Origin of the sequence: Streptomyces megasporus (assembly GCF_000718985.1) — a bacterium.
In the GTDB taxonomy this organism is placed as follows: domain Bacteria; phylum Actinomycetota; class Actinomycetes; order Streptomycetales; family Streptomycetaceae; genus Streptomyces; species Streptomyces megasporus.
Genome location: NZ_JODL01000019.1, coordinates 26,970 through 42,159, shown reverse-complemented (window position 1 = coordinate 42,159; position 15,190 = coordinate 26,970). Strand labels below are relative to the sequence as shown.

The window sequence follows — 15,190 nt, the reverse complement described above, 5'->3', positions numbered from 1 at the left end:
GAGATTCCCGGCGGGCTGCGGTAGGAATTCAAGGGGTCGGATTCTCAACCGGGAGTACGTCAGTGAGCGCCATATCCATCCTTCTGCTGCTGGCCGCCGGCGTCGCCGCGGCGGTGGGCTGCGCGGCCCTGTGCGCCGTCCGCGGTCTGCGCCGCGAGCTCTCCGGGCTGCGCGCGCAGCTCGCCTCGGCAGAGGCACACGGCGCCCCGACGCACTCCACGGTGCCCCCGGCGCGCACGTCCCCCGACATCGAGGCCATCCGGTCCGCCGTCTTCGAGGCGCTCGCCGAGGAACGCGAGCGCGAACTGGCCGAGGCCCGCGCGTTCTGGGCCGCCCAGGAGGCGCGGGACGCCCTCGCCGAGGGTGCGCTGCTGGAGGGGCGCGGCGTCGAGTACGAGGGGACCGGCCTCGACGCCTCCCTGCTCGACGCGCTGCTGGAGCGCGCCCTGGGCGGCACGTACGAGGGCGAGGTCTTCGTCCCCCGCCGGCTCGACCTGGAGGGTGTGGAGCCCGGCCCGAGCGTCCCACGGCCCGCCGGCCCCGCGCACGGGCCCCGGACGGGCGAGGCGGGGACCGAGGAACCGGAGAGCGGGAGGACGGGGACCGACGGGGCCGACGAGGACCTCGACCCAACGGGAGACCCCACCGGACCGGCCGCCGCCCGCCGCCGTCACCCCTCCAACCCCGCCTACGGCCTCGACGGCGAGCCCGTCGACCACGGTCCCGGCCGCCCCGACGGCCCCGACGGGCCGGCCTCCGTCGACTCCACCCACCGGCGCCTGGTCGAGCTGGCCGACGCCGGCACGCCGCTGACCGACGTGCGGTCCGGCCCGCTGGGCACGCTGGACGTCTACGTCTTCGCCGACGGCACCACCGTCTGCATGACGCCGAGCCACCGCGAGCCCGTCGAACGGCTCGCCGCCGCGCTGCGCGAGGGAACCGAGCCGGTGCTGCTGGGGGGCTCGGGGGTCTTCGGCGCGTACACCCTGACCTTCGCCTGCGGCGAGGAGAACGTCTACGTCCTGGCGGACCGGGTCATCGCCTCGCTCTGAGCGCCCGCTCCTCCGCGGCCTCCACCAGGGCCACGGCCTCGGCCGACGCGGCCGAGGCGTCGAACCCGGTCCCGGCCGTGCCGGCGTCGGCCGTCCGCAGCGCCTCCGCCAGGTCGTGCCCGGCCACGGCCAGTTGATCGCCGACGGCGAAGACCCCCGCGTCGGGCAACACGCGCGGGGGGCGGTCGGGGAACTCCACGCGCTGGGCGCGCCGGGCCAGCTCCCTGGCCAGGGTCAGTCCCTCGGCCGCGGCCCCCCTCGTCAGGGCGCTCTGCGGCATGGCGCGCAGGCGGTCGGCGAAGCGGTCCACGGCGGCGAGCAGAGGGGTCACGTCGAGCACGGCGCAACCCTATGCGCCCCGCTCGGGCCGCCGCCAACGGAGCGGGCACGCCGGCGCGGGCGTACGGCGGGAGTGCGACAAGCGTGCGGCGGGGGCACGACGAAGAAGTCCACCGCCCTTCGCGAGAGGGGCGGTGCGGACGCGAAAGGGCCCGCGAGGCATGCGCCTCGCGGGCCCTGACCGCTCGGGGTGGGCCGGTCCCCCGGCCCACCCGGTCAGTCGCTGCTCTGCAGGATGGACACCAGCCGCAGGAGCTCCAGGTAGATCCAGACCAGGGTCATGGTCAGACCGAAGGCGGCCAGCCAGGACTCCTCGCGGGGAGCGCCGTAGGCGATGCCGTCCTCGACCTGCTTGAAGTCCATGGCGAGGAAGGCGGCGCCGAGCAGGACGCCGACGACGCCGAACAGGATGCCCAGGCCGCCGCTGCGGAAGCCCAGGCCGTCACCCCCGCCGAAGACCGCGAACAGCAGGTTCACCGAGGTCAGCAGGAGGAAGCCGATGGCGGCCGCCATCACGTAGCGGTAGAAGCGCCGCGTGACGCGGATGATGCGGGCCTTGTACATGATCAGGACACCGGCGAAGACCGCCATGGTGCCCAGCACCGCCTGCATCGCCGCACCGTTGACGAAGGTGTCGACGTAGTTGCTCAGGGCTCCGAGGAACAGACCCTCGAAGGCCGCGTACCCCAGGATCAGCGCGGGGGACGGCTTGCGCTTGAAGGACTGGACGAGGCCGAGGACGAACGCGACCAGCATGGCGCCGATGGCCAGGCCGAGCGTCATGTCCGTGACCCAGGCGACCGCCGCCATCACGACGACCAGGCCCAGCGTCATGCCCGTACGGGTCACGACGTCGTCCATCGTCATCCGGCCGGCGGCCGGCGGGGCCATCGGCGGGACGCCCTGGGGCATGCCGGCGGTCTGAGGCTGGGCGTAGGGGTTGGTCGCGTAGGGGTTGGTCGCATACGGGTTCGCGGCGTACGGGTTCCCGGCCTGCGGCTGCTGCGTGGCGTTGAAACCGGCGTAGCCGTTGTCTCGGCTGAATCCCCGTCGCGAGAAGACCGGGTTGCTGCTCCTCATCTCACTCCTCCATGGCCGCACCGCGCGGCCCTTCCTCAAGAGTAATGCTTTAGCAAAGACCGCACGGTAGTGCACTGGGACGAACGTTGGAAGGAGTCGCGATGTTCCTGATACCCGGCGCGACGCGCGAGAAGCCGGGGAGCCCGGTGTGCCCGGAGCCGGATTCGAACCCCCTCCGTCCAGCCCTGTGACCTGCGGCGATGCGCTGACCTGCCGCAACGCGCCCGCCCTGGCCCGTCCTGACCCGTTCCGACCCGCCCTGGCCCGCCATCGTGCTCCCGCGGGAACACACTTGGGGAACACACGCGGAGGGCCCGGCAGAAACTGCCGGGCCCACCTGCGGTCTTCTGTCCGAGCTTGCGGAGCATGGACCGAAGACCGCCCTGCCGCACCCCGCCGGGCACGGCACGCCTCACACCGCGACGGACCTTGACCGAAAGCCACGCCCCCGCCCGCGATAGCGCTCTCAACGAGAGAACTGACGATCCGTCTACTTCCACAGGATTTCACGATCCGCTGATACTTCAAAGCCGGGCCAAGACCCGTCAGGCCCCCTGCCCCAACTCCACCAGAGTGACCGGCGTCACTCCTACGGGCTGCACCACGCAACAGGCGGCCGCCATCTATCGCGGCTACTCCGAGAGGGCCGGGGCACTGGAAAGCTGTGGCCCGGCCTCGTGGCGGGGAGGCCGGGCCACTGGCGTGGGGGCCGCTACGGCGGCACCGCTACCAGGTCAGTGCCAGTCGGGTGCTGCGCTTGGTGATGACGAATGCCCCCGTGGCGATCTCCTCGTCGGGGGTGTCTGCCGGGTGGACGGCGACGGCGGGGGTGGCGTCCCGGTCCGCGTTCCAGGCGTGAATCTGCTCGCACAGGCGGTCGACGAGGTCCGGTCCGGCCGGGCCGTGGCCGATCGCTCCCAACTCCCAGCGCCGGTCATCACCGTCACGGTCGAGGGGGGTGAGCGCGAAGTAGGCGAGGGAGTCGCCTTCGACCAGGGCGGGGCTGCGGGCGGGAATGGCAGGGGTGCACAGGCCGCCGCCGACGGCCGCGGGATCGGCCGCGATCCGACAGGTGCCCGGCTCGGTGCCGGCCAGGCGGAGCCAGACCCCGTCGAACGGCTCCATCGGGCCAACGACCACGCCGCTCCAGGTGGTCGTCCTGGGCCGCTCCAGCACCCCGGCCAGGGACTGCGGGTCGATGGCCTGGTCGGTGTCCCAGTAGAGGGTGGCCCGTCCGTCGGCGTCGATGGGGGCGGAGCGTTCTCCGTCCTGGTCGGGGCCGAGCATGGGCACGAAGCCGCACAGCTCCGCCGAGTCCGCCCGCAGGCGGCCGTCCTCCTCCTTCACCAGGGCGAGGCAACGGGTGGTGCCGCGCCACCGCAGGGGCACCACCAGGCGCCCGCCGGGGGCGAGCTGGTCCTGGATGGCGCGGGGGATGTCCCACGCGCCGACGGTGAAGACGATCCGGTCGTAGGGGCCGTGCTCGGGGGCGCCGAGGGAGCCGTCCCGGGTGATGACCCGCACACGCTCGTGGCCGGTGGCGTCCAGCGCCCGGCGGGCTTGGGCGGTCACCTCCGGGTCGATGTCGATGGTGACGACCTGCCCGCCGGGGCCGGCCAGATGGGCGAGCAGGGCGGCGTTGTAGCCGGTGCCGGCGCCGATCTCCAGGATGCGGTGGCCGGGTTGGACGTCGAGCCAGTCGAGCATCGCGGCGACGAGGCTGGGCATGGACGCGCAGCTCAGGGATTCCCCGCCGGCGGCCCGCTTGGTGATCACCGCCTCGTCGGCGTAGGCGTTCTCCAGCGGCGCGTCGGGCACGTACCGGTGCCGGGGGATGGTGCGCAGGGCGTCGGTGACGCGGGGCGAGGGGGTGCGGCCGGCGTCCCGGATCAGATCGAGCATCCGGTCCCGGAGACGGTCGGCGAGTTCGTCGGGGGCGGTGGTGGTCATCGAAGGGTTCCTTGTTCGCAGTGTGATGGGCGGGTGGTTCAGCCGTCCAACAGGAGACAGGCGCCCCAGCGTGCGGCGACCGAGGCTTCCCCGAGGGAGGGGGCCATGCCCTCCTCCCTCGGGAGGCTCAGGCCGTCAGGAGCCTGGAGTCTTCCACGTCGAGGCGGGCGTGCCAGGTGTCCCCGTCACGGACGAGGCGAGCGGCGATCTCATGGGTACGCGGAGCCCCTGCGCTCTGCCAGCGGTGGACCAGCTCCAGCAACTTCCCGAGGGCCGGGGACGCCTGGTGTTCGGTGACGAGGCTGGTGTCGGTGAGAATGGCGGCACCGTCGGCGGCAGCCAGACCGATGCCGGTGCCCTCGGGGAGAGTGGCCTCACACAGCCCGTCTGGGGCTGCGGCGATCAGCCAGTTCTTGAAGTGGAAGTAGTGGTCGCCGGGCGCGGGGCTCGGTTGGGTGTGACGGCCGTTGAGCAGCGCCTTCAAGAGCGTTGCCGCGTAAGTGGTCTGGCCTGTGGTGGCGAGGGTGAGGGAGTGGTCCCCGGCTTCGGCGTGGGAGGTGCGGCGGTCCTCGCCAGGGGCGCGCATGGGGGTGTAGCCGCCGTGGTGGATGACGACCTGGTCGGGCTGGTACCCGTTCCCCACGCTGATGTGTGCGACGGCGTACGCGCCGGGCAGGTCGCCAACGCGGACTCCGGCCAGCAGGGCACCACCGGGGGCGAGTTGCCGAAGCCAGGCGGTGGGGACGGCGGGCGGGGTGGTGCCCACCAGGATGCGGTCGTACGGGGCGCCCTCGGGGTGGCCGAGGAGCCCGTCCCCGACGACGACCTCCACACGGTGACCGTGCTCGGCGTAGAGTTCGGCGGCGCGACCGGCGAGCCCGGGATCGATTTCAAGGGCGGTGACGTGCCCCTCCGGGCCCACGAGGTGGGCGGCCAGCGCCGCGGAGTACCCGGAGCCGATACCGATGTCCAGGACCCTCATGCCGGGCCGAAGGTCCAGCATCCGCAGATGCCGCCGAGTGACCGCGGCCGGGGTGCACGGGCGTACGGCCCGCCCGTCCGCACCGTGGAACCGCTCAACCGGAACAGCGTCGAAATCATGGGTGTCGTTGATCATTCTCGGTGTCCTCACAGGTCAGACGCGCAGAGTGATGTGGAAGGGACGATCAGGGGTGTCAGGCTCCCCGGCAGGACATCGGTCGGCTTCGATCCAGGCGTGGGCCTCGCACGGGTCGAAGCGGCACCCTATGCACCAGTCGACGCTCCGCCCATGCGCCACGCACACCAGGAGCGCGGCAAGAGATGTCTCGAGGCATGCCGCACGGCTTGGGAAGAACCGGCCGGCCCACCGCACCGCCTCCACAGCCTCACGGGCCTCCACCCGTGTCGCCGGGCGCCGTGACACACGCTTGGCGCCACGGGCAGCGGCCAGGGTGCAGCGCAGCGGAGCCGCGTGCACCAGCACTGTCGAGAGGGCCAGTGCGACCACAGACGTGACCCGGCATGTCAGCGGCGGCCTTGCGGCGGGCTCGGGGAGAGTCATGGGGATGCTCATGGACGCCACCGCTTCCTTCTGCTGGTGTTCGTCTTCAACAGCCCCCGGTCGGCAAGCTGCCGGCCCAGCCGCCGCATGTCGTCCCGCACTGTGTCGGCGGGGACGCCGTAGTACGCGGCCACCCGGTCGGCAGCCTCGTCCGGGCTGGCACCTTCGGTCAGGTAATGCCACCAGCGCGCGCCGGGCGGCGTGAGCACGTACCAGCGGCCCCGGCCGCGAACATCGAGGAGCATCCCGCCGCGCTCGGTGATCGTGGCGTGAACGTGCCGCGACGGGCTCAGGTCACGATGTGCCATGAGGGGTCTCCTCCCTCTGCTGTCGGATCCACAGTTCAGCCGCGATGACGGCCTCCAGTGCGGCGAACCGGCCGGGCACGCCGACCGCCAGGCGCTCAAGCTCGCGCAGCGCGGCGTCGCCGTCCAGCCACCCCTCGGCCGTGAGCCGTCCCCCGGTGATGAGCTCACGCAACTCGGCGGCGTGCCGGCGAATGCCGGTGCAGGCATTGCCGCTGTAAGAACCCTTGGTGCGCCGTGCCAGCAGCCAAAACGGCACCAGGCCGTCGAGTGCCGCACCGAGTAGAGGCTTCTGCACGGTCAGCGAGGCGTGTTCCCGAACGGACACGGCCATCGCGGCGCGGACGACCTGGTTGTCGAGGAACGGGGCGTGGTGCGGCAGGCCCATGGCGTGCGACTGGTTACGGAGTTCGGCCTCGTAGACGCCGTACTCGTACAGCTCTGACCGAGCGCAGTGCCGGCTGACTTCCTCGGCCGGGACCTCGGCCTCCTCGGCGATCTCCGCCGCCTCGGCCGCGCGGAGGGCGATGTGGCGGCGGGCCTGGGGTGTCAGCCACGCGCACACCGAAGACGGGCGGACCCATCCAACCTGCCCCGCTGGCTGGGGCCTGCCTGCGGCGATGTCCCCGGCAAGGTGTTGCAGCGTCAGCGAGTACGGGGTCCTCGACAACCGGATGGCTTCTGCCGCAACCGCGCCTTCGCACGGCTGTGCCGCAGCAGGGCAGCGAGATCACGTTCCCGGGCCAAGTCGGCCAGGTAAGTGCGGGGGGCGCTGAGCAGCATGTCGGCGCCCGAACCGCCAAGGTGGAGGTCGCTGCCGTACTCGATACAGACGCGCTGGTGGGCCGCCCGCAGCCGCCACCGTGCCGCGTCCGGGAACGGCTGGTCCGTGTGGGGTGCCTCCGGCAGTCCGGCGAAGAACAGTCCCTCGTCGTCCGTGACGAGGACGTGGCGCAGGTTCTTCCCCCGGGCGGCGCGCTGGGCGTACTGCACGTCTTCGTTCCGACTCGCCTCGTCCACATGCGTGACCGCCAGCAGGTCGGCGCCGGCGGCGTGAGCCAGCAGGGCGAGGGACGTCGAGTCGAGTCCTCCGGAGAAGTCCGCGGTGAGGCGCTCTGCGGTCTTCACCCGGTACGTGACCGCCTCCAACAGCGCCTCGCGCAGCTCCAGCGCCGCGTCCTCGAAGGGGAGGCGGCGCTGCTCCTCGTACGCCGTGATCGTGTGCCGACCGGTCCGGTCGGTGATGAGAACGTGGCCGCCTGGAACCCGCCGCACGCCCTCATAGGCGGTCTCGTCCCGGGTCACCTCGGCAACCGTCGGGCACACCAGCCGCGTCACCACGGCGGCGAAGTCCACCCCGGCGGCGATGTGCCGGGCGAGAGCCGAGGCCGACGTCGACCACAGCGCACCGCTCTCCGTCCGGGCCAGGTAGACCGGGCGGGTGCCGGCGACGTCGGTCAGCACGGCGGTGTGCTGTCCGTCATCCGCGATCACCCAGTAGCTTCCAGGCCACCGCGTCAGCTCCGCCCATCGCCCTGACCGGACATGCCGCAGGGCGTCCCGCAGTATCCGCTCGTCAGCGACACCACACGAGCCGACCACCGCCAAGTGCACCGGGCCATCAGCTGCACAGCGCACCTCATCGACCCCCGAGCCGCACACCACGGGGGCGTGCGGGCCGGTCCACAAAGGCGCGGCCGAACCGGTGCTGGCGCCCACTGCGCTACGAACATGGAACACGCCTTCCCCCTTTCCAGTCGGGCGCGGGGTGGGGCCGGCCGGGACCGACCCCACCCCGCTCAGCCGGTCACCGTCATTCGAAGTAGCGGCCCTGGTCCTGGCTGTCCTCGGCGTACCTGCCGAGCGTCACCGCCGGAACCGCGCCCAGCTCCACCAACTGCGGAGCCGCGTAATCTTCACGGGGCTCGGTCTCCCTGGCTTCGTGCTCGTTCATATGAACCTCCGGTTTCAGTGGTTGTCCTGTGCCTCTCCGCTCCGTCCGGGGACAGCAGCGGGCGGCACCTGGCCCCGCTCTGGTGAAGTCCAGAGCGGGACGAGGAACCCCGTCCCGGCGGCCCCCCGCCTGCCCCGCTGATGAACGGGGAAGGGCTGCCGGGACGGGAGTCTGTGACCGCGCTACTCGGGGGCGCGAGCGCGGACAAGAAGCGCGCCGACCGCGTCGCAGTGCGGCGGGACGGTGGGCATGCCGAGATCGGTCATGTCTGAGCCCTTCGATCGGATGGACGGTTGCGTGGTGCGTCGCTCTGCCCGATCGGGGCCATGCTCGCGCGGCTGGCTGCCGCGGGCCGCTTACCCGAAGGGCGGAGCCGGGGACGGGAAGATCAACGCTGCGGCGTCGGACGCCCGGAGCGAGGAGCGTCAGCCGCAAGAGCGCGGCGGTGGCCAGGACGGCGGGCGGGGCGTACCACCACCGGTGTAGCCACCGGGCCGTGACGCCCGCCCAGGTCAGTGGCGCGGACAGGATCGCGACCACCAGGGCCAGGCCCGCCGGGATGCCGGAGTGGGCGGCCACGTCCCGCTCCCACGGGTCGAACGTTCCGGCCGCGTACGCCAGGACCAGCAGGTATGCCGCGACCAGGTGCAGCAGCGCCAGGACGGTCGCGCTCACCATGGCGCCGATCCAGCCGACGCCGGAGCGCCGCCTGCCGGACGATGGGGAGTGAACAAGATCGCTGCCCATGTTTCTTGTCTCCTCACGCGGTCTGGCGTGACGGGGTGTCCAGGTGGGTGCGGACGCTGTTGCCCAGGCGGACCATCTCGTGGCCGATGACGGCCGCGTCCGCCTCCCTATCGGCGAGGACGGCCAGGCGGCTGCCGGCGCCGACGGTGCACACGTACAGCACCAGGGCACCCATCTCGCAGATGACCTGCCGGACCTGGGGGCGTCCGCCGGCGTCGACGTCGCCGAGCTGCTGGGCGGTGCCGGCGACGATGGCGTACAGGCCACTGGCGGCGGCGGCGAGACGGTCGACATCGTCCTGGTCCAGCCCGTGAAAGGTCTTGTGGATGCCGTCGCCGGACAGCAGCACCGCACCGCGGGCACCGGTGACGCGCTCGACGAAGCCCTCCAGCAGCCAAGCGAGTTCGGGGGCGGAGGCGGTGAAGCCGAAGGGAGAGGGAGGCACGATCCATCCTTCTTTCGGTCGAGAGAGGGGGTCAGGGGCTCCCCCGACCGGTGACGCCTACCGAGTACGCGCGTAAAACTCGGCAACCGGGCGGAGGAGCGGCTTGGACCTGCCCCGGCAGCGGGCCATAGGGGAGCCGCCGAAGGTAGGCAGCAGGATCGTCCGCAGCCAGGGCAGGGGTTCAGGAAACGGACTGGGCTACCGGGGCGGACAGGGCCTCTTCCAGCCGGGCCCGGTCGAGGTGGAAGACCAAGGGCATGTGGTCGGAGATCCCTCCCAGCTCCTTGGGGGCACCGACACGGAACCCGGTCAGGGCCGGGGCGAGCGTGTCGCTGAGGTACACGCGGTCGATGCGCCGAGGACCGCCCTGCGCGGCCTTGTCGGGCCGGTGACCGGCAGTGTCGGCGAGCACGCGGTGCGCCCCGCCGCAGTGCTTGGCCACCCACAGCGCGGCATCGACGTAGCCGGCGGTGGTGAGGGTGCGGTCGGGCAGGTCGTCGATGTACCGCCGCCCGTCCATCCCCGGGTAGGTGCGGTTGGCGAGGAACGCCCGGTCGGTGACCTTGTCCCAGTCCACGTGCGCACCGGCCGGGTAGCTGTTGAAGTCGCCTGCGATCAGGGCGAGTCGTCCGGGCCGGGTGAGGGTGGTGAACCAGTCGGCCTCGGCCAGCCGGATGGTGGGCGAGTAGTGGCACAGGTGGACGGAGGCCAGGCACAGGGTGCGCTCGGTCAGTGTCCCGTCGGGCCGGGGAAGGCGGACCTCGATGTTGGCCGGGGCGTGCCGGTCGGGCGCCGCCGGGTGCCGGTGTTCCCGGGCCAGGATGAACGGGCCGCCGTCGCGGACGAACAGGGCGTTGCCGTTGGTCGAGCCGGGTCGGGGCTCGGCCACGTACCCGATCATCCCGAGCCACTTCTGCACGTCGTCCTCTTGGCCGGGTTGGAGTTCCTGCCAGAACACCACGTCCGGGCTCCACTGCGTGACCCAGTCACATGCGGCCTCGACCTCGACGCCGTGTTCGACGTTCCAGCAGACGCCGGTGATCGTCTCGGCGCTCATGGTGTCCTCCGATGGGTGGTAGCGGTGGGGTCGGTCGCCGGCCGGCGGGTCGGGGCGTGGCACGGGGTGGGGTGGGAGAAGAGAGGGGAGTCCCGGGCCGCGCCCGCCGGGGGAAGTAGCGGGCGCGGCCCGGTGCCCGAGGAAACGGAGGGTGTCCTCCCGCTCGACCCTGCTTCGTCGGGCAGTCCCAACCGTGGCCGGCTCTCCCCAGGGCCGGCCCCTTCCGGTCGGGGGCTTTACACCACGGCGCGCGCCAGGGCAGCCGCCCGCGCGGCGGCCTTGGCGGCGGCCTCGGCGGCCGTGATGTAGGCGCGGCGCAACTCCACGCCGGGGGTCAGCGGATTGGAGCCGGGAGGCACCAGCCACGTGCGGCCACCGACCCGGACCCCCTTGGTAATGGACGGGTGAGGCATCAGCACCAGCGTGCCGGGACGAGCAACCGACCACGTGCCGCCAACGGGCTGGTGCGCGGTGCCGGGGACGACGAGGAACTCCGCGCCGAGCGGGCCGAGGAGGACCGGGCCGACCTGGATACGGTCGTCGCGGAGCTGCTCCACGGTGGGGGCGGCCAGGTCGGCGGGGAGCCGCACCACATCGAACACGGCACCGCAGGGGACTTCGGCGAGGTGACCGCCGGCCCAGGCCGCGACGGCGGCCTGGGTACGGCCGGTGGCGTCCAGCAAGTCCAGCGGCAGAAAACCGTGGGCGGCATCCGCGAGGACGGCACGGCGGACGCGGTCGCCAGGAGTACGGCGGATGGTGGTCATCGGGCGGCCTCGATCCGGTCAGCGCTCTGCAGATGCCGCAGCAACCACCGGCAGTCCAGGGCGAGCAGCCGCGTGTGGTCGACGGCCGAGCACAGGCCGGTGGTGGGGCCGTGGTGTAACTGAGCGACTGCGGTAGCGGTCCGCGCGGGCCCGGCGGTGGGGACGGCCTCCAGCAACGTGGCCAGGTGGCCGCGCAGTGCGGCCTCGAGGTCTTCCAGCATCTGGTGGGCGAGGGAGGACGGTCCCGATGCTCAGAGCCCGGTTGATGGTCTGCTCAATGCCGGCGGTGTCGACCCGCGCGGTGGCCGTGACGGTCCCAGCGGTCGCACCGTGCGGCACGTGCACGTCGGTGTCCATGCAGTGACCGTATGAACACAGCCCGTGGAAGCCAATGGCACTTCTGCCGAGCGTCCGGCAGGAGTGCCATTGAGCGTGAAACCCGCTGGTTACAGGGGCACTCCGATCACATCGGCGATGTGCTGCATCTTGGGTGTCAGGATGCGGCGTCGCTCGATCATGCCGCTGACGATGTCGCGGGCGTACCGCTGGTGCAACAGCCACTGCGGCGACTTCTCGTAGATGCCCTCAAGGACGTGGCATGCCTCCGCGTACTGCCGCTTGGTGGAATACGCGGCGGCTACGTCCAGCAGGTGCCGGTTCCAGTTCGTGGAAGTCGTCGGCACACGGCTGGAGGGAAGGGCAGCGGAGAGCTTGATGACCTGGTCGGGGCGGTCGTTGAGCGCTTCGTTCTCTGTCCGTTTGAGCGCCACCGTCACGGGGCCGAAAGTGCGCAGGAAGTCCGCGTGGGGCGCGTACTCGCGGCCGAGCGCGACGGCCGCCGACCGGGCCAGGCGCATGGCATCCTTGGCCTCGCCGGGGCGGTTGTCGCGCACGGCGGCGGCCGACAGACGCAGCAGCATCCACCCCCACAAGCTCAGCTCGTCCGGGGTGGCCTTGGACATGCGGGGCTCGATCTCATCGGCCCACCGGGTCGCCAGTTCCCGGGCCTCCGCGAGCTGTCCCTGGCGCAGCATCAGCCAGCACCGGGTGTTGACGGTGGCGGCGGCCTGGAGCCGGTCGGTGGCGTCGTCCAAGGAGCGATCCAGGGCCTCGGCAGCCGACTCGTACTGACGGGTCTGGGTCAGCAGCCAGCCGGTGAGCTGGAGTAGACGGACCCGCACCGCGCGGGCGTCCGGATCGGACTCATCCAGGGCGTCAGCGTCACGCAGCAGCGGCGGCAGAACGCTGCCCAGTTCCACGAACCGGTCACTGGCGAACAGCGGCAACGCCGCATTCAAGGCGTCCGTGACGCCTTCGATGGTGGGTTCCTCTCCCACCCTGTCCGGGAGGGGCGCAGTGAGAGCACGCCGGACGGGCTCCCACTGGTCGGTGGTGTCCTCGTCGTCAGGGCCCGCATCGCGGGCGATGAGCTTGCTGGTGGGCATGCGCAGCGCCGTGGCCAGTTTCCGCACGGTCTCCAACCGGGTGTCGTAATCCTCCCCCGGCTGCTCCAGTTTGCGGATGAGGGAGACGGACACGCCAGCGAGGCCGGCGAGTTCCTTTTGAGTCAAACCGCGGCGTGCGCGAGCCGCGCGAAGTCGTGTACCGATGGTGCTGTCCGTGTGTTCGGGCATACTTAGCTCCGTTCTGACCTCGACACTCAGAACAGTACCCACCGACAAACCGTCGGGGCGCATGTTCAGGCCCCCGCCTTGAAGGCGGGGGCCTGACGCGCCTACAGGGAACTTCCCCAGCCCCTCATTCGGGGCCCTATCGCCTAAACCACCAAACCGAAGCGCCTGTCCTAACCTCGCCATACGGTAGGAACATGACCCCCGCCCTCTGGCCTGACGGCCCCTACTGCCCTGCTCAGGAAGAGGTCAACGACCGCATCCGCCACCTGATGGAGCAGCCCGCCGACGAGCAACGCGCCGAGGAGTACGCGCGGCTCCTACACCTGTGGGCCGAGACGTCCCAGCCCTGCCGCTACGTCCGCGCCGCCTGACCCCGAACATGAACATGCCCCACCCGATTCCACCCGGGCGGGGCCCCGTTGCGAGCACCACAAGCCAGCCACGGACAGGGACCACGGTAGCCGCCGACACCGACACGACGCGCGGCCCCTGGAGGGAGGAGCACGCAGGACACAAACGAACTCGCCCACCGCCGCGACCGCCGGCATCCGCGCCCACAACTCGGCACAGTCCCGACACGAAACTCGGCCCTCCCCGCGAGTACACGACCGCTGCCCGCGCTCGTCGACCGCGTGACACACGATCGGATGCTCACAGACCGGGCACGCCGTGCCACGGATGTCCCGCTCGGCCTGCCGTCGGGCACGCACCGGATCGGGGCAGGAACGGTGACCCACAGGGCAACTCCTCGAACCGGGACCAGAAGAGGGGCGGCAGGGCCACACCCACCGCGCGCAGGAGGCGAGACGGTGGGACCGTGGGCCGGCATGGCACTCAACCAGTGATCAGATCGCCCCCGGACCGGCCGCTCGTCCTCGCCGTGGTCGCAGCCGAGGCGCCACCGAGCCCGGTAGCCGATGATCTCTCCGCGCTTGTTCGTGCGCGCGTACACGCTCACCATGCGGCATGAGAGTGGCCGCGCGTGTTCCCGCCGTGTTCCCCAGCACGGGGGCCCGAGCCGAAATCCGACCGTTTCGGCAGGTCGACCCGCACAAGTACCGGTGTGCCCGGAGCCGGATTCGAACCGGCACGGCCTGTAGGCCAACGAGGTTTAAGCTCGCCGTGTCTGCATTCCACCATCCGGGCACCGGCTCATGGACCGCGCGACTGGCTACGGCCCTCCCCTGGACGCTCGATGAGCCTAGCCGTGACGCCTGTTCGAACAACGGTGCCCTGGCTTGAAGTTGTCTGATTTTATTGGCAACTGATGGCGCGTCAGCGGTGAGCGCCCCTCATCGACGCAGGGCGCGCATCCCCGCCGAGCCCCCAGGAATGACGGAAAGTCGCTGCCCAACCACGCGATGGCATCAGGGTGGGGGATCATCCGTGAGGATGACTCGAAGGCTCCCTTCTCCCCCTGGAGACGCCCTCCGAGACCGGAGCCGGGGCTGATGTGGCCGGCCGGTTCGGCACGGATGATGGGAGGGATCGTCAAGCCGTCGTGACAGGAGCCACTTCCCGTGACCACCAGCACCCACTCCGACGCCCCCTCCGCGACATCCGCCTCCCCCGGCGTCGCGGCCGCCCGTGCCCGGGACCTGACCAAGGTCTACGGCCAGGGCGAGACCCGGGTGGTCGCCCTGGACTCCGTCTCCGTGGAGTTCCACCGGGGCCGGTTCACGGCGATCATGGGCCCCTCGGGCTCCGGCAAGTCCACGCTGATGCACTGCATGGCCGGACTGGACTCCATCTCCTCCGGTTCGGCCTGGATCGGCGACACCGAGCTGTCCTCCCTGAAGGAGAAGAAGCTCACCCGGCTGCGGCGCGACAAGATCGGGTTCATCTTCCAGGCGTTCAACCTGCTGCCCACCCTCAACGCGCTGGAGAACATCACGCTGCCGCTGGACATCGCCGGCCGCAAGGTCGACAAGGACTGGCTGGAGAGGGTCGTGGAGACCGTCGGCCTCTCCGGGCGGCTCAAGCACCGGCCGAACCAGCTCTCCGGCGGCCAGCAGCAGCGCGTCGCGGTCGCCCGCGCGCTGGTCTCCAGGCCGGACATCGTCTTCGGTGACGAGCCGACCGGGAACCTCGACTCGCGCTCCGGCGCCGAGGTGCTGGGCTTCCTGCGCAACTCCGTGCGGGAGCTGGGGCAGACCGTCGTCATGGTGACCCACGACCCGGTGGCCGCCTCCTACGCCGACCGGGTCGTCTTCCTCGCCGACGGCCGGATCGTCGACGACATGACCGACCCCACCGCCGAGAGCGTGCTGGACCGCATGAAGGCGTTCGACGCCCGGGGCCGCACGAGCTGAAGGCC

18 protein-coding genes and 1 tRNA gene are annotated in these 15,190 nt (G+C 71.5%); 4 read left to right on the top strand and 15 right to left on the bottom strand.

Annotated features, from left to right (window positions below):
- Nucleotides 1-62 precede the first annotated feature (62 nt).
- Nucleotides 63-1,052, top strand: a complete 990-nt coding sequence (locus tag IF47_RS0117365) for a collagen-like domain-containing protein (RefSeq protein ID WP_031509721.1) — start codon at nt 63-65, stop codon at nt 1,050-1,052.
- Here the strand turns inward: IF47_RS0117365 and IF47_RS0117360 are convergent.
- The 9 genes from IF47_RS0117360 to IF47_RS30250 all read right to left on the bottom strand — a co-directional run bounded on the left by IF47_RS0117360 (nt 1,036) and on the right by IF47_RS30250 (nt 8,223).
- Nucleotides 1,036-1,392 carry a hypothetical protein gene (locus IF47_RS0117360; protein WP_031509720.1) on the bottom strand — a complete coding sequence of 119 codons (357 nt, stop codon included), beginning with the start codon at nt 1,390-1,392 and terminating at the stop codon, nt 1,036-1,038. The genes IF47_RS0117365 and IF47_RS0117360 overlap by 17 nt on opposite strands.
- Before the next feature lie 215 nt (nt 1,393-1,607).
- Entirely contained in the window at nt 1,608-2,471 is an 864-nt protein-coding gene (locus tag IF47_RS0117355; RefSeq protein WP_031509719.1) for a Bax inhibitor-1/YccA family protein, read from the bottom strand.
- Between the two features lie 726 nt (nt 2,472-3,197).
- A complete protein-coding gene (fxlM, locus tag IF47_RS0117350) occupies nt 3,198-4,421 on the bottom strand; it encodes a methyltransferase, FxLD system (RefSeq protein WP_031509718.1) in 1,224 nt (407 codons plus the stop codon).
- Between the two features lie 127 nt (nt 4,422-4,548).
- Entirely contained in the window at nt 4,549-5,424 is an 876-nt protein-coding gene (locus tag IF47_RS28830; protein WP_169745224.1) for a methyltransferase domain-containing protein, read from the bottom strand.
- A gap of 132 nt (nt 5,425-5,556) precedes the next feature.
- Nucleotides 5,557-5,964: a lasso peptide biosynthesis B2 protein gene (locus IF47_RS32150; protein ID WP_106982592.1), complete on the bottom strand. Its 408-nt coding sequence runs from the start codon at nt 5,962-5,964 to the stop codon at nt 5,557-5,559.
- Nucleotides 5,965-5,972: 8 nt separating this feature from the next.
- Nucleotides 5,973-6,272 carry a PqqD family protein gene (locus IF47_RS27945; RefSeq protein ID WP_051717815.1) on the bottom strand — a complete coding sequence of 100 codons (300 nt, stop codon included), beginning with the start codon at nt 6,270-6,272 and terminating at the stop codon, nt 5,973-5,975.
- The gene (locus IF47_RS27940) at nt 6,259-6,834 is read right to left on the bottom strand and encodes an asparagine synthase-related protein (protein ID WP_051717814.1); all 576 of its coding nucleotides are present in this window, start codon (nt 6,832-6,834) and stop codon (nt 6,259-6,261) included. Before IF47_RS27940 ends, IF47_RS27945 begins: the two co-directional genes overlap by 14 nt.
- Nucleotides 6,835-6,914: 80 nt before the next feature.
- Nucleotides 6,915-7,763: an asparagine synthase-related protein gene (locus tag IF47_RS0117330; protein WP_031509715.1), complete on the bottom strand. Its 849-nt coding sequence runs from the start codon at nt 7,761-7,763 to the stop codon at nt 6,915-6,917.
- Nucleotides 7,764-8,082: 319 nt separating this feature from the next.
- Nucleotides 8,083-8,223 (bottom strand): lasso RiPP family leader peptide-containing protein, encoded by a 141-nt coding sequence (locus IF47_RS30250; RefSeq protein WP_106982589.1) that lies wholly within the window; start codon nt 8,221-8,223, stop codon nt 8,083-8,085.
- 496 nt (nt 8,224-8,719) lie between these two features.
- Between IF47_RS30250 and IF47_RS0117320 the strand changes: the two genes are divergently transcribed.
- Nucleotides 8,720-8,953, top strand: a complete 234-nt coding sequence (locus IF47_RS0117320; protein ID WP_157839996.1) for a hypothetical protein — start codon at nt 8,720-8,722, stop codon at nt 8,951-8,953.
- A gap of 30 nt (nt 8,954-8,983) precedes the next feature.
- Here IF47_RS0117320 and IF47_RS0117315 read toward each other — a convergent pair whose 3' ends face one another.
- The 5 genes from IF47_RS0117315 to IF47_RS0117290 form a co-directional block, all read right to left on the bottom strand.
- On the bottom strand, nt 8,984-9,415 hold the full coding sequence (locus IF47_RS0117315) for a roadblock/LC7 domain-containing protein (protein ID WP_031509713.1): 432 nt from the start codon (nt 9,413-9,415) through the stop codon (nt 8,984-8,986).
- A 181-nt stretch (nt 9,416-9,596) separates the two neighbouring features.
- Complete coding sequence (locus tag IF47_RS28825) at nt 9,597-10,472, bottom strand: endonuclease/exonuclease/phosphatase family protein (protein WP_051717813.1); 876 nt, start codon at nt 10,470-10,472, stop codon at nt 9,597-9,599.
- Nucleotides 10,473-10,708: 236 nt separating this feature from the next.
- Nucleotides 10,709-11,239, bottom strand: a complete 531-nt coding sequence (locus tag IF47_RS28820) for a hypothetical protein (protein ID WP_051717812.1) — start codon at nt 11,237-11,239, stop codon at nt 10,709-10,711.
- Complete coding sequence (locus IF47_RS0117300; protein ID WP_031509710.1) at nt 11,236-11,460, bottom strand: DUF6415 family natural product biosynthesis protein; 225 nt, start codon at nt 11,458-11,460, stop codon at nt 11,236-11,238. Before IF47_RS0117300 ends, IF47_RS28820 begins: the two co-directional genes overlap by 4 nt.
- Before the next feature lie 225 nt (nt 11,461-11,685).
- Complete coding sequence (locus IF47_RS0117290; RefSeq protein WP_031509709.1) at nt 11,686-12,873, bottom strand: helix-turn-helix domain-containing protein; 1,188 nt, start codon at nt 12,871-12,873, stop codon at nt 11,686-11,688.
- A gap of 194 nt (nt 12,874-13,067) precedes the next feature.
- Between IF47_RS0117290 and IF47_RS30770 the strand changes: the two genes are divergently transcribed.
- The gene (locus IF47_RS30770) at nt 13,068-13,244 is read left to right on the top strand and encodes a hypothetical protein (protein WP_157839995.1); all 177 of its coding nucleotides are present in this window, start codon (nt 13,068-13,070) and stop codon (nt 13,242-13,244) included.
- A gap of 693 nt (nt 13,245-13,937) precedes the next feature.
- On the opposite strand, the gene IF47_RS0117280 is transcribed toward IF47_RS30770, so the two are convergent.
- Nucleotides 13,938-14,019, bottom strand: a tRNA-Leu gene (locus IF47_RS0117280).
- 374 nt (nt 14,020-14,393) lie between these two features.
- Here IF47_RS0117280 and IF47_RS0117275 point away from each other — a divergent pair.
- Nucleotides 14,394-15,185 (top strand): ABC transporter ATP-binding protein, encoded by a 792-nt coding sequence (locus IF47_RS0117275; RefSeq protein ID WP_031509708.1) that lies wholly within the window; start codon nt 14,394-14,396, stop codon nt 15,183-15,185.
- Nucleotides 15,186-15,190: the final 5 nt, after the last annotated feature.

Bases quoted from the DNA above. Each gene is read 5' to 3' on its own strand.
- IF47_RS28825 (WP_051717813.1), bottom strand. From the start codon at position 10,472: ATGAGCGCCGAGACGATCACCGGCGTCTGCTGGAACGTCGAACACGGC.
- IF47_RS30770 (WP_157839995.1), top strand. From the start codon at position 13,068: ATGACCCCCGCCCTCTGGCCTGACGGCCCCTACTGCCCTGCTCAGGAA.
- IF47_RS0117300 (WP_031509710.1), bottom strand. From the start codon at position 11,460: ATGCTGGAAGACCTCGAGGCCGCACTGCGCGGCCACCTGGCCACGTTG.
- fxlM (WP_031509718.1), bottom strand. From the start codon at position 4,421: ATGACCACCACCGCCCCCGACGAACTCGCCGACCGTCTCCGGGACCGG.
- IF47_RS0117355 (WP_031509719.1), bottom strand. From the start codon at position 2,471: ATGAGGAGCAGCAACCCGGTCTTCTCGCGACGGGGATTCAGCCGAGAC.
- IF47_RS28830 (WP_169745224.1), bottom strand. From the start codon at position 5,424: ATGCTGGACCTTCGGCCCGGCATGAGGGTCCTGGACATCGGTATCGGC.
- IF47_RS28820 (WP_051717812.1), bottom strand. From the start codon at position 11,239: ATGACCACCATCCGCCGTACTCCTGGCGACCGCGTCCGCCGTGCCGTC.
- IF47_RS32150 (WP_106982592.1), bottom strand. From the start codon at position 5,964: ATGACTCTCCCCGAGCCCGCCGCAAGGCCGCCGCTGACATGCCGGGTC.
- IF47_RS30250 (WP_106982589.1), bottom strand. From the start codon at position 8,223: ATGAACGAGCACGAAGCCAGGGAGACCGAGCCCCGTGAAGATTACGCG.
- IF47_RS27945 (WP_051717815.1), bottom strand. From the start codon at position 6,272: ATGGCACATCGTGACCTGAGCCCGTCGCGGCACGTTCACGCCACGATC.
- IF47_RS0117290 (WP_031509709.1), bottom strand. From the start codon at position 12,873: ATGCCCGAACACACGGACAGCACCATCGGTACACGACTTCGCGCGGCT.